Here is a 13378-nt window from a genome sequence, read left to right on the forward strand (position 1 = left end):
GTCCTTAAATATCTTACTCGTTCTCAACCAGCTGGATAATCAACTGTCCGGCTTGGTGGGAGAGGCTGTAGTGACTCCCCACCTCAAATCCCATCTCTTTCAGCCACTTATCGCTTAAAGTGAGTTGTAGCTGGGGTTGGGTTTACCGCGGTTATCCTACCTGATGGCTCGAAACGTTTATCGACTGTCGAAGCTGGGGCTTTTAAATAAGAAGTGTAGTTATGAGCGAAAAAAATAAAAGTATTGAACGATTATTAACGGGTATAAATAATTATATAACATATGGTTACGTTGACTCCATGTCATTTAATGAAGCGTCAGATGACTTATTTGACTATTTGTCTGAGCTGACCTCATTAGATAGTAAAAAGGCTTTTTTTTATTATAAAAAAATATTAACTGATAAAAACATAAATGATGATTTTTTGAAGTCTCTATGTCTAAATCGGTTATTGTTATCCGAATTTGAATGGAGTTATGCATTTGAATTTTTAAATAAGAATGCGCATGAATTAAGTATTCCTTGCTTAGAAAAAGCCTTATTTTATTTCTATTGCGCAAAAAATGATCCCGCATCACATCCAATACCGGATAGGCTCATCGACAAACTAATAGCTAGATACCAAGAAGTAAAAAATGATCCTAATGCAGATTTTTATCATCTATCTGAATCATTTGATAATTTTTCTCGAGCTTATGGGGTTTAACGGTTGAGAATAATGCCCTTGCTAACCATTTAGAAAAAGACGTTATAGATAAATTTACAACTCAAGGTATTGCAAAAAAAGAAGAGCTAGATGCCGCATCCTGTGCGTTACTAAAATGCTCTGCTGGATTTGCAGAAGGTACCCCTGAAAAGGCGTATTACGAAAAGTTGGAACAAATTGGTAATCAGCCAGAGTATGCTGAATTACGTGATAAGCTTGCGAATGAGCAATTTACAGTAAGTTATGTTGACCCAAACACTGGGGCAACAATTACGTATTCTATTCCATTATTTCAATATGATAATGCTAGAGCCATTATTGATGGGGCAACCTATATGGACGGAACCTATCAGCTCACAGAGCGAGGAATGGGATTAATTCAAGCTAGCGGTGGTGCTGTTGAAATCATCGCTGGTGGAGCAAGTTGTGTGGGGGTAGTGACTTGTGCTGCTGGAACCATCGTTGCTTCGTCTGGTTTTGATAATTTGTATGCTGGCTCGAATACCGTTGTAACAGGGAAATATACTAAAACTGTTGGTGCTGAATTACTGGAAACATTAGGCGTTCCACCTGAATATTCAGAAGTTGTTTATACTGGTGTTAATTTAGCAGGAACAACAACGTTAGTGTTTAAATCCGCTAAAACTGGAGAGATGATTACTACAACGGTTTCGACTGAAGGTAAAGTTTCCAGTGAGATAGGTAATAATTGGACCGTTGATAAAAATGGAGCCTATAGCCCCAAAGATAATGGAACAGTCACTAATGCAGGTAAATATGATGGAAATTCATTACCTTATTTATGATAAGACTAATGAAATAAATAAACTAATTCCAGAAAATCTTACCAATAAAATTGCAGAGCATAACACTCAATTAGGTGTCTTAAATCGCAGACAAGGAACTATTTCAGGAGCCCATAAACAAGACGCATTCCTAGAGTCTGTTGAAATGACTGGGGCTAAAATAAATCTAACTATAACGGATAAAAAGTATCCTAGTTTAGTGGAGTATTAATATCAAATTCCAGCTGTTAATGGTAGAGGCCAGCAAATTGGATTTAAGGCAGAGCAAACAAAAACAACATATGATCCTACCGTATTGTCTGACTCAAAAATTAACGATATGTCCTATAAGGCTTCTCAAAAAGCGGAGAGTTTTTTCAAAAACAATCCAGATTATAGGCAATATTCAGCTCAAGTTGATGGTTACTGGTTTCAAGTAACTCGAGATGCAAAAACTGGAGAAATTAACAACGCATTTATAACAATGCCACCGAGAGATAAAAAATGATTATTGACAAATTAAATTGGTTAATAAATGTAAAGAAAGAGCTGTATGATAACAATGGCAGGGACTTATATGATATTATTTTTGAAACGTTAGAAAAAAATAAAATGACATACCCCACATTTTTAAATATGGCTAGTGAAGGGCATGGTTTTTCTCCTTCAGAAGGTAATGGTTATGCATTAGACCAAGATTGGGATATACCTGAAGAATTTGATGAGGTTAGCTTTATGTTTGGAGACTATGAAAGCTCTACATTATCTCCTCAAAAATTTGTTGAACTAATGCAGGTCATAACGGATAGTTATATAACTGAGTATCCAGAGAATAAAGATACAATAGAGCGCTCTATGACGAAGCTTAAAGAGCGCTATACATGATATCAAAGTAATTTTACTTCTCCTTCGCCAACTGGATAATCAACTGTCCGACTTGGCGAGAGAGGGTAAGCTGGAGACCCACTGTAAACCTTAACTCACTCAACCACTTGCCATTAAATTTCATTTGCAGGCTGGAGTTGATATTTATAATCCCTTTTTATAAATCAGCATTATTTCAATAAATTTCAGATATATATTACTTTCTTGAATAGCTGTCATTTTCTTTTATTTCAAGGGGGTAATATGCCTAGTAAAATTCACTTTAAACAGTTCTTATCAGCACTACCTCATTCATTCCAAACTTCTTTTTTCACTCAACTCAACCACCTAATCAACTACTCCCCTACCATCGGCCTGATGGGTAAAACAGGGGTTGGAAAATCCAGTCTTATCAATGCGCTGTTCCAGTCCCAACTATCTTCTGTGAGTAATGTTTCAGGTTGCACGCGCCAAGCCCAACGTTTCAGTATGACGATGAACAATCACACGCTTACCTTTATAGATTTACCCGGCGTAGGTGAAAGCCTTGAGCGAGATAAAGAGTACCACCAACTATATCGTAACTTATTACCAGAACTGGATTTAATCATCTGGGTACTCAAGGCGGATGATAGGGCATGGTCTTCTGATGAACAGTGTTATCGCTTTCTTACTGAGCAATGTGGCTACCAATCTGAACGATTTCTGTTTGTATTGAATCAGGCCGACAAAATAGAGCCCTGCCGACAGTGGGATGAACAGTACCACCAGCCATCCCATGAGCAAGCGGCTAACTTGGAATTAAAGCAACAAGCAGCGATAACAGTATTTAAGCCGCATCATCCTGTGATGACCGTTTCTGCGGCAGAAGGCTTTCAACTCACTGAATTAGCAGAGCAATTAATACAGGCGTTACCGGCGCAAGCCAGTAGCGGGATAGCAAGGCAACTGAACAGCACTTACCGGACGCAATCTGTGGAAAATTCGGCACGTAACGATTTTGGGCAATGTGTCAGTGATATCGTCGATACGCTGATAGACATCCTTCCCTTACCTGTCTTGATAAAAAGTACGATTGGTACGGTCAAAAACAGCATCGTCTCCGTCGCTAAATCCCTGTGGAGCCTATTCTTTTAATCTCCTACGTTAATTCCTTATTTATCACTCTCAGCGTCAGTCCTTAACGGGATTGGCGCTTTTTTATTTCTTTTTATTGGAGTATCAACTTATGAGTAACACAACTGAATCTACTATCACAATGGAATTAGTCCCTAATGAACAACGCCTTGATTTTTGGTTCAACCATTTTGGTGCTGTGAAAGGCTGGGCTACCTTTGAAGTGGTGATCTTCACCACGATGGATCAATTCTGCGATGAGTATCATGGCGGTTACTGGGAGTATGGCTCGCTTAGTAATGGCGGTGCCTTTATCTACCCCGATATCAACATGGACACCTTAACGCTATTTAACATGCACAACGGCAATGAAGCCACAGTGAGCCAAGAAGCGGCAGGCATTGCCGTATGCCTTATCTTGTACAGCATCTGGTCATTCCAAACAGAAAGCGAAGTGATGTGCGACCGCTTTTATCAACTGCGCGACTACGCTTCACAACATTCCGAGTCCTCAGCCATTTTCCAATTAATTGATTAATTTGGAGTCTATCATGAGTTTATTAGCTTCGCGTTTTGGTTCTGCTAACAGTATTCGTCGTGAGCGTCCACTGACCATCGAAGAATTATTCCGTACTGTACCGAGCGTTTTCTCCGAAGATAAGCATGGGTCACGCAGTGAACGCTATACTTACATTCCCACCATCACCTTGTTAGACAGCCTGCAAAAAGAAGGCTTCTATCCGTTCTTTGCTTGCCAGACCCGTGTACGTGATATCAGTCGTCGAGAGCATACAAAGCACATGTTACGACTTCGGCGTCATGACCAAATCACGGGCGTACAAGTCCCTGAAATTATTTTGCTCAATAGCCATGATGGCTCAAGCAGCTATCAGATGTTGCCGGGGCTCTTTAGAGCCGTGTGCTCTAACGGTTTGGTGTGCGGTGATGTATTGGGGGAAGTGCGTGTACCCCATAAAGGGGATGTGGTGGGTAAAGTGATTGAAGGGGCATATGAGGTACTCGATACGTTTGAGCAGGTCGCTGAAAAACGCGAAAGTATGCAGTCGTTATTGTTACCTCCACCCGCCCAGCAAGCCTTTGCTGAAGCGGCGTTGACCTACCGCTTTGGTGAAGAGTTCCAGCCCGTCACACGAGAGCAAATTCTACAGCCTCGACGCTTTGAAGATAAAAAAGAAGACCTTTGGACGGTGTACCAACGTCTACAAGAAAACCTGATTAAAGGAGGATTATCAGGCCGCACTGCAAAAGGTAAACGCGCTCGTACTCGTTCGGTGAATGGGATTGATGGAGATATCAAACTCAATAAAGCCCTGTGGGTGATGGCGGATACCTTATTTAACCAACTCGCTCCTCGCCAACCCAACTAATTTTCCCACCCTGACAGGTTGTGTCGTTACGCCTTACTTTCTTATCGTTCAAATAAAAAGCATAACTTTATTTATCAATGAATTACTTATAGTGATTTTTCATTAAAATGCCTAATGAGAATTTTTCCCAACAGACATAACCTGTCAATCCCCTAAGTTAAACTCCCTCACTTCTTAATTTCCTAACGTCTGTTATTGAGAGCAATACGTTATGTTTCAGACTAACCGAAAATATGACCGCATGGCTGTGCGACTCTCTGCGTTGATTGCCCGCTTAATGGCAGGAGAAAGCCTTGTGCTCTCATGTTTAGCACAAGAGTTCAATGTTTCTGAACGCACGTTACAACGGGATTTACGTGAACGCTTGGCTTATCTGGGTGTAGAAGGTCGGCAAGGTTGTTATCGCTTGCCCATCAATACGCTAAAAGCTTACCGAGACAAAGATGTTCTTACCTTTGTGAAACAGATTGGAATGACTCGATTGTTTCCGGGGCTAGACAGCCGCTTACTGGGGTTACTGTTAACCCAACAACCCCATGCGCCTTGTTTGATTTGGCATCATGCCCATAAGATTTCGGCTTTGCATGCCGACCATTTCTATCAATTGGTGTATGCCATTACCAGTAAGCAATCTATTAGCTTACTTACGCCTGAGCGTCGCTTCAATCCACTACAACCTTATCAACTGATTTACCGTGAAGGCCAGTGGTATTTATTGGCGGAATACCACCAGCAAGTGCATGTCTTGTTGTTGGAGGATATCCAGCAAGTTCAGCCGCTCAATACCTCCTTCACACCGAAACACGCAGTGACGCAATTGTCACAACAAAACAGTTTTATCGCAGCCTTACCGCATTTTCGATTGATATCACAAGTACTTACCTCTCTTCCATCACACAAAGAAAGGAGCCGACCATGACGCTATTAACCCCACCAGCATTACATCCAACACATTGCCCTCACTGCTCTTCTGAGCAAGACATCATTGCATGGGGTACGGGCTGGATGTGCCGCGATTGCGGTCACGAATGGGCCGAGCCTATTCAAAATCACCCTCACATCGTGAATTCATCATCACATAAGGAAGCTTAAAAATATGAACACCGTTTCACACTTACAACTGGGTTTAGAACGCATCGCTATTGTTATCAGTATTTTGTTATGCCTTTGGATCACTGGCGTATTGTTAACTCACTTCCAGCTTATCGCTCTCATCATGAACCCGTATGGGATCACATTGATGTACTTCGTTTTATATCTCTTGGCGTTGGTTATCCCACAACTCTTGGCGCAATTAGGCTTGTGGGTTTTAAGTGCCTTTAAAGGGATTGATTATAAAATCCATTTCAACCCCAAATTAATTGCCATTATCTCGTCCATCATTATCGGATTAGCCCTCTCTAGCCTACTGATTATCATGTCATCCGGTTGGCTATACGGTTTTACTGAAGGTATCGCCACCACGATATTACTGGTTGATTTGCTTATCGCCACTGGCACTGCCTTTTATCTTCATCGGCGAATTCGTCACTGGATTTCAGTGCGACTAAACCGTCAGTCATCACATTAACCATGATCAGCCATTTTTGTTGTGAGTGCCTTATTCACCAGATAACCACCGAATACGCCATATCAGGGAAAACCAAGCGCCCATTAGACGGTGTTCATCAAGCGTCAATCTGACGTTTCTATTTATGTTGATAGGAATTTATAATGAAAAAATATGTATTCGTAACTGCATTAGCCTCACTGTGGTTAATGACATCACCCGCCTCTGCCACCAGCCAGCCCCCTAAAAATGCCATTTGGGAGCATAAAGGTGATGGCGGTAAAACCTTATGGCAAGTGTGTGGAAGCCAAAATAGTACCTGTAGGATTGTGGGCTCAACCAAGCATTATGTTGCTGTACTGAATCATAAATCTGCGTCAGGTTGCGCATTTGGTGATTTCTACATCGTGGCAAGAACTGACGGAAACTGGCAACAACGCGATACGGGCACTTGTAGCCCTAACGCTTATGTCCAAAAAGGAACCATTAATAATGGCCAGTACTCTTCGGTCGATATTGGTGTTGGTGGGACGATTGTAGCTCGTTACCCCATTGGGTATTGGAGTATGCAAAAAGAGTTCTCAGGCAAGAATCGACCACGCTGGAAAGAAAAGGACCGTACTAAAGGCGGATTGCAAACCTACCAACAATAAATCTATATTCTCGCTGCCGTCAATGGCGGTAGCGAGGACGATACAAGATAACTAAAGGTAACGTAGTGAATAAGATAAAGAGCATTTTTGCGATGAGTTTATTGGCAGTCAGTGCATTTAGCTTGGCTGAAGAACAACAGCGTTATGCGAGCATCACACATACGAGCTCAAATTTTATTAACCAAGGTTACTGTGGTTACTCATTTACCCTCGATAATGGCGGTAACCATATGGTTCTAGACCACGCGGAGTTTGGTGCGCTTGAGATAACCTTGAGAATGAAAGATGGGCAAGGAAAAGTATTAGGGGATACGGTACTGGAAGTGGAACCTTTTGGCGATTCTAGCGCAACGCGTGCCACTTTTGCAGGATTGGAAATACCGTGTGAGGATGTTGCTGAGTTTGAAGTAGTTAAAGCGGTGGAAGATCAAAATGGTCGTAAGGTTGAATTACCGTTATCGATCTTTGAGGCCAATAATCCAGAGTTGGCTAAAGTTTCGATAGCAGGAAATAAATAATCACTTTTTAGCTTTCTATCAAAGTAACGTGTAGGAGGTTACATGATCTGCTATACGTTACCTTGATTTGTCGGCTTTGAGCGGTGACTGGACGTCAGCACTGAATAAGCTTACTTAATTAATTTTTGCGCAATTAGTTGGTCAAAGGCTAGCGGCAAGAGCTGCATTGATACATTTTAGTACGTCATCATCCTTTCCAATAGTCACAGGAAAACCTGTAAAGTTGAGAATATTACTCTCGATTGAGATAATAAGCTTTTCACTTTCAACAGCCAAACCAAATATGTTTGATCGCTCCCCCAATATTGAACGCGCTAAGCTATTAAAATTTTCGGAGGATTCTCCACTCCTTAGTCTGGCGTGTGCAGGCGCTACTATCGAAAGTAAAAGATCTCTCATTGCATCAGCCTCACATATTACTTCAGTGCTTGAGGCATGCTGGATGCAGCGAATCAAATCAGAATATCCGGTGTAAACATCATGATGCAATAACTGATTGATATGATCGATTTCATCTACAGCTGCACTTGGCTTCCCAATCGAAGTGAATGGGTCTGAACTTTGATAGTAAGACTCTATAGATCCTTTGCGTAAAATAAATAGGCCACACTGTTCCAGCAAATCAAGCAGCACAGTTAAACGTGTTTTCATATTATACCATGCATCATCATTAGCTAAATTTGATAATGCGTTGCCATCGATAATGAAAAGTGTACAGAAAGCAGAGCGACGCTTTGCTTGTGTCTCTTCTTCGTTTTTTCTGTTCACCCAATACGGATGCGATTCGGCAGTTGCAGAAATTTCATTCCATCGACAATCTACTAATTTGCAAAAATCCGCAAATATCGCACTAACCATTTGACTAGAGGATGAAAAACCTAACGAATTTGCACGTATCTCTGCAGTGGAATTTTCATTAAGGTATGAGTTGATAAGTTCAAGTCCATCTGCGAAACCATCAGCATCAGCCAACGCAACTGGTTTTTTGCCAAGTAGTCGTAGCAACTTTGCCACAGTAGGCATCTGTCCTTTACCAATTACAGGTAATAACTGTGATCCAGCGGCTTCAAGATGTATATCAAGCTTGTTTGCAAGCGCACTGCAGATAATTACGTCTGATGGTCCTTCAACTAATAAAGGCTGCTTAGAAAACAGCGATAACTTATGTTCTTGTCCAAGACGAGCGATTAAGTTTTGTACTTTTTTGTTCTTTAGTTCACCGGCGTCAGCTTGAATTTGCACTGGTTCACTCATCACGTCATAGCAGAAGACGAGAGACAACAAGTCTTCTGGTTTATGAATTTGGAGCATTTCAGTTGAATGAGTGGCGATGATAACAATCTTTTTATTACCTCCATCAGAAGGATGCCCCGAGACGCTAAGGATTTCATGAAGAAGAAATGCCTGTAACTGAGGATGCAAGGAAACTTCAGGTTCATCTAAAAGAAGCGCCCCTACATCATCATCATAAAGAGCGGCTAAGATGCCAACTAAATGCATCAGTCCTGATGCTTCTCGGCCGGAAGAGTAAGGTTTAGCATTTATATCTAATCTTGAAAATAATATTTTTAATGACCCGCCATCCCATTCAATAAGAATGTCACGCTTAAATAATTTTCTAAGCCTCTCCTGAATTTTAATTAGAATATCAGCCCGTTGAGCAAGGGTTTGGAAATCACCATTTATAGTTTCCATCTGATGTCTGCGAGCTGCATCACTTCTGCTGCCATAATTTGCGTTGTCGTACTGTGGTAATCCTCCAGAATATCCATCATAGTCTGATCTATATTGCTCCAACATCCCCATTCGTCCAGCAGAGAGAAAGCGCACATACTTTCCATTCGTATGTTCACTTAGACTTTGTTTGAGTCCTCTCAAAAGATGTGTTTTTCCCGAACCATTTGGGCCTAGTAGAACTGTAAGACCTTTGTTTAATGTAACCTTGCGATTGATGTTTTTACTGTAACCATCAATTTGTGCTGTTAATTCTAAAGGGAAACTCACTTGCATAACTCCTTATTCATTTTCATTACATATCAAGCAGAAAGGGCTCCCATATCTTAATTATGGATTATCCCTTATACCCTAAACTTTTAATAATAAATGGAAGTAACTAAGCTTTAAGAAGCTGACGAAACAAATATATTTATAACTTGAATCATTCATCATGACAATTGCACTGATTCACATTAAATTTTGTTGAGTTGTGTTGCAAAGGAAGTTCACTTTTGGCACAGAGCTGATCACCAAATTTTATTGGTCGTTTCACTAATCAACCATGTTAGAATAGCAAATTACTTTTTAAGCCCACATCACAAAAACAGTAAAATAAACTTTAGGCCCAACAATAGGCCCAAACTAAAAGTTGAATTGGGTTTTATTGATTTAAAATCAATGCCATACAAGCCTGATTCGGACTCCGCCAGATCAGTGATAGGACAACAGGTTTAAAAACAGGAAGTTAGCAAAATCAGTTGGACTAGACACTGGCAACATTAAGACTAGAAAGTGCACGTGAAATGCACGCGCATTTGAAAGTTACTAAAAGCCCACTTCAGTGGGCTTTTTTATTGCTTTCTGAGTACACCTACCATTCACACTTATACCAAAATATAAATAGTTCGTAGTGGTACTGTAGTAAAATCCCATTTCCCCTATTTTATAATATAGGCTTGCTTTTCTGTCTCACAATTTGGTGGAGAATAAAGTAAGACTAACACGACATTTCACATAAACTTTCCTTATCAGTTTGCTGCATCAGTAGGTATATTCAGGTATACTAAATTACTTATTCTCTTCTCAATACGAATGATTGAAATGATTAAGTTATTCACTAAATACTTTTCGGTTGGAATTTTAAACACTCTTATACATTGGTCCATTTTTGGGCTACTGACAGTGTTCCTTTCAACCTCTCAAGCTATAGCTAACTTAATAGGCTTCATAGCTGCTGTCAGTTTTTCCTTTTTTGCTAATGCAAAATTCACGTTCAAAGCTAAAGCGACTACAGCACGATACTTATCATTTACCTTATTTATGGGGCTATTAAGTTACTTGACTGGTTATGTTTCAGACCAACTACGATTCCCCCCTATAGCAACTTTAATAATTTTTTCTTCGATTAGCCTAGTATTAGGTTTCCTTTACTCCAAAATCTTTGTTTTCAGAGATACTTCACAATGAAAATATCATTAGTAGTGCCCGTTTATAACGAAGAAGAAGCTATCCCTATATTTTATAAGTCAGTAAGAGAACACCCAATTCTTAATCAATATGATATCGAAATAGTCTTCATAAATGATGGAAGTAAAGACAGCACTGAAAATATTATCAATGCATTAGCTATTGCTGACCCTTTAGTGCTCCCTTTAAACTTCACGCGAAATTTTGGTAAGGAACCGGCTTTGTTTGCGGGCCTTGAATACGCAACTGGAGAAGCTGTAATACCTATTGATGTAGACCTTCAAGATCCTATTGATGTTATTCCACAGCTCATAGATAAATGGCAACAAGGCGCAGATATTGTTCTCGCAAAAAGAGCTAATCGTAGTAGTGATACATGGTTAAAACGCAAAACAGCTGAATGGTTTTACAAGCTCCATAATAAAATTAGCGCGCCTGAAATTGAAGAAAATGTTGGCGATTTTAGGTTGATATCTCGTCAGAGTGTCGAATATATAAAATTATTACCTGAGCGTAATTTATTCATGAAAGGTATCCTTTCATGGGTGGGTGGAAAAATTGATGTTGTTGAATACAACAGAGCAGAAAGATCTGCTGGAGAAAGTAAATTCAATGGCTGGAAATTATGGAACTTAGCCTTAGAAGGTATAACGAGTTTTTCTACTTTTCCATTACGCGTTTGGACTTACATTGGTTTATTTGTTGCTTTTGCATCTTTTATCTATGGTGGTTGGATGATGGTAGATAAATTAATTTGGGGTAATCCTGTTCCTGGTTATCCTTCATTACTTGTTTCTATTCTATTTTTAGGTGGAGTTCAGCTTATTGGTATTGGTGTACTCGGTGAGTATATTGGTCGTATTTATACTGAAAGCAAAGCAAGGCCTAGATACTTGCTAAAAAAGACAGATTATATTGAGAACAAAAATGACTAACTACTTAAAACGTATTAATTTAGGCTACATAAGTGTCCTAATTGTCTTTTCGCTTATTTTTTTAGTCGAATACTATACACCTATGCATTCTGATGACTATGTGTATTATATTAAAGGAAATTCATTATCTGCTCATGTATCTCACTACCTTTCATGGAGTGGAAGATTTGTATCAGACTATTTTAGCACTCTAGTTCTTACATCAGGCTCTAACATACTAAAAAATAGTATGATTGCATTTGTATTAACAATGATGATCTTTTTAATTACTAAAATAAGTAGTAACTCTGACACAAGTAAAAAAACATTTTTTTTACAGTTTATTGTTTTATTTTCAATTTACTGGGTTACAAATCCAGCTCTTGGTCAAATTGTTTTTTGGGTTGTTGGTGCAGCAAATTATCTTGTCACAAATTTATTTATTGTTATTTATCTTTATTTTTTATTTCGTTATCTTGATGATAAAAAGTGTCTAATCCCTCTCATAATCAGTTCTTTTTTTGCTGGATGCAGTAATGAAAATACGAGTTGGATTATAGTTGCCATTTCAGTAATTACCTCCTGTTATGTTTTTTTTAAACATAAAAACAGACTTATTATCTTTTCATCTGTACTTGTTATACTTGGGTTTATAACTTTGATTTCGAGCCCTGGTAATTTTCATCGAGCCGCTCTTTTCACTGACTTTTACTCCCTCAGTACGATAGAAAAAATCACATATTTTTTATCGGATAAACTTTCACATTCATTTACTAAAACGTGGGGAGTACTAGTTGCTTCATTACTTTTACTGCTAACTTATGTAGGTGAAAAGAAGTCAAAAAGCTTTTATCTTTCATTATTGTTTATCGTATTAGGCTTTTTAAGTATATTTTCCATGGTTGCATCCCCAACATTTCCTACTAGGTCTTTGAGTGGCGCTCACCTTTTTTATGTTATTTCATGCTCCTTTTCTATTGGATACGCATTTAGTATGAAAAATAAAAGAGGAATCGCAATTACATATTTTATTGGTATTCTAACTCTTTGTGGTTTCATTTTTTCATATATTCAAATGGTCTATTCATATAATGCAATAACGACTCAAGAGAAAATAAGAATTTATGCAATAAACGAAGAAATAATTGGTGATTCTAAAACCGATAAGATACCCGAGTATTACTATCCACGCTCTTTCAGAGGTGGTGACGAAATGGATTTATATCATAATCCTAATGCAATGGCTGAATACTTTAACATTAGCCATCCGATTGAAACCTATAAAATAGACTATAACTACGCAGTCATTTTAGATGGGATAAAACTGCCACTACCTAATGTAACAAATACAAATGTTTCAAATCTATTCTTAGGTAAAGATAGATTTTTGAAAGGAACAACTATAGCCTTACAACTTGTTGATAACAAAAAGTTAATGTCAAATGAAAGCTATAGAATAATAGTAATGGATGACAAAAACAAAATACATACTGAAGAGAATAACAAGATAGACTCTATTTATGGTATGAATTTAGTTGGTTTCACTATTCCAGTTTCACCTAAAAATATAAAATCCATTAATTTCATTGTAGATATGGATAACAAAAAAACAATTGAACAACAAGTGATCTTTTAATTTAAGTGTGGTGTGCATATTACAATGCACGCCACACTTTTATTTATTAATATCACTTAACTTAA

Annotated in this window: 17 protein-coding genes; 15 read left to right on the forward strand and 2 right to left on the reverse strand. The window is 38.8% G+C overall.

Translation table 11 applies throughout. The features are described 5' to 3' along the window. Positions 1–13: 13 nt before the first annotated feature. Entirely contained in the window at positions 14–94 is an 81-nt protein-coding gene (locus PSF31_RS21080; protein WP_336431805.1) for a hypothetical protein, read from the reverse strand. 127 nt (positions 95–221) lie between these two features. On the opposite strand from PSF31_RS21080, the gene PSF31_RS04290 reads away from it, so the two are divergent. The 12 genes from PSF31_RS04290 (at position 222) to PSF31_RS04345 (ending at position 7580) form a co-directional block, all read left to right on the forward strand. Beyond that, positions 222–707 carry a hypothetical protein gene (locus PSF31_RS04290; protein WP_164561162.1) on the forward strand — a complete coding sequence of 162 codons (486 nt, stop codon included), beginning with the start codon at positions 222–224 and terminating at the stop codon, positions 705–707. Positions 708–874: 167 nt separating this feature from the next. Continuing rightward, positions 875–1513, forward strand: a complete 639-nt coding sequence (locus PSF31_RS04295) for a hypothetical protein (RefSeq protein WP_096863357.1) — start codon at positions 875–877, stop codon at positions 1511–1513. After that, on the forward strand, positions 1485–1724 hold the full coding sequence (locus tag PSF31_RS04300) for a hypothetical protein (protein WP_141395895.1): 240 nt from the start codon (positions 1485–1487) through the stop codon (positions 1722–1724). The genes PSF31_RS04295 and PSF31_RS04300 overlap by 29 nt, the downstream gene beginning before the upstream one ends. A gap of 272 nt (positions 1725–1996) precedes the next feature. Continuing rightward, the gene (locus PSF31_RS04305; protein ID WP_096863355.1) at positions 1997–2377 is read left to right on the forward strand and encodes a hypothetical protein; all 381 of its coding nucleotides are present in this window, start codon (positions 1997–1999) and stop codon (positions 2375–2377) included. Positions 2378–2620: 243 nt separating this feature from the next. Beyond that, entirely contained in the window at positions 2621–3493 is an 873-nt protein-coding gene (locus tag PSF31_RS04310; RefSeq protein ID WP_096863354.1) for a GTPase family protein, read from the forward strand. 91 nt (positions 3494–3584) lie between these two features. Continuing rightward, positions 3585–4010 carry an antirestriction protein gene (locus PSF31_RS04315; protein WP_096863353.1) on the forward strand — a complete coding sequence of 142 codons (426 nt, stop codon included), beginning with the start codon at positions 3585–3587 and terminating at the stop codon, positions 4008–4010. A 13-nt stretch (positions 4011–4023) separates the two neighbouring features. Further along, positions 4024–4860 (forward strand): DUF932 domain-containing protein, encoded by an 837-nt coding sequence (locus PSF31_RS04320; protein ID WP_096863352.1) that lies wholly within the window; start codon positions 4024–4026, stop codon positions 4858–4860. A 211-nt stretch (positions 4861–5071) separates the two neighbouring features. Beyond that, the gene (locus tag PSF31_RS04325) at positions 5072–5779 is read left to right on the forward strand and encodes a helix-turn-helix transcriptional regulator (RefSeq protein ID WP_096863351.1); all 708 of its coding nucleotides are present in this window, start codon (positions 5072–5074) and stop codon (positions 5777–5779) included. Continuing rightward, positions 5776–5952 carry a hypothetical protein gene (locus tag PSF31_RS04330; RefSeq protein WP_164561163.1) on the forward strand — a complete coding sequence of 59 codons (177 nt, stop codon included), beginning with the start codon at positions 5776–5778 and terminating at the stop codon, positions 5950–5952. Before PSF31_RS04325 ends, PSF31_RS04330 begins: the two co-directional genes overlap by 4 nt. Positions 5953–5956: 4 nt before the next feature. Continuing rightward, a complete protein-coding gene (locus tag PSF31_RS04335; RefSeq protein ID WP_096863350.1) occupies positions 5957–6430 on the forward strand; it encodes a hypothetical protein in 474 nt (157 codons plus the stop codon). 143 nt (positions 6431–6573) lie between these two features. Further along, entirely contained in the window at positions 6574–7062 is a 489-nt protein-coding gene (locus tag PSF31_RS04340; RefSeq protein WP_096863349.1) for a hypothetical protein, read from the forward strand. Between the two features lie 65 nt (positions 7063–7127). Next, on the forward strand, positions 7128–7580 hold the full coding sequence (locus PSF31_RS04345) for an IrmA family protein (protein WP_096863348.1): 453 nt from the start codon (positions 7128–7130) through the stop codon (positions 7578–7580). A gap of 141 nt (positions 7581–7721) precedes the next feature. On the opposite strand, the gene PSF31_RS04350 is transcribed toward PSF31_RS04345, so the two are convergent. Further along, entirely contained in the window at positions 7722–9590 is a 1869-nt protein-coding gene (locus tag PSF31_RS04350; RefSeq protein ID WP_255254441.1) for an ATP-dependent nuclease, read from the reverse strand. Between the two features lie 807 nt (positions 9591–10397). On the opposite strand from PSF31_RS04350, the gene PSF31_RS04355 reads away from it, so the two are divergent. Genes PSF31_RS04355 through PSF31_RS04365 form a run of 3 tightly spaced genes read left to right on the forward strand, consistent with a single transcriptional unit; the run spans position 10398 to position 13313 of the window. Continuing rightward, complete coding sequence (locus tag PSF31_RS04355) at positions 10398–10763, forward strand: GtrA family protein (protein WP_096863461.1); 366 nt, start codon at positions 10398–10400, stop codon at positions 10761–10763. After that, a complete protein-coding gene (locus PSF31_RS04360; protein ID WP_096863347.1) occupies positions 10760–11698 on the forward strand; it encodes a glycosyltransferase family 2 protein in 939 nt (312 codons plus the stop codon). The genes PSF31_RS04355 and PSF31_RS04360 overlap by 4 nt, the downstream gene beginning before the upstream one ends. Continuing rightward, positions 11691–13313 (forward strand): DUF6056 family protein, encoded by a 1623-nt coding sequence (locus PSF31_RS04365; RefSeq protein ID WP_164561164.1) that lies wholly within the window; start codon positions 11691–11693, stop codon positions 13311–13313. Before PSF31_RS04360 ends, PSF31_RS04365 begins: the two co-directional genes overlap by 8 nt. The last annotated feature ends 65 nt before the right edge of the window (positions 13314–13378 follow it).

Source organism: Providencia sp. PROV156 (assembly GCF_028480905.1).
Classification (GTDB): Bacteria; Pseudomonadota; Gammaproteobacteria; order Enterobacterales; family Enterobacteriaceae; genus Providencia; species Providencia hangzhouensis.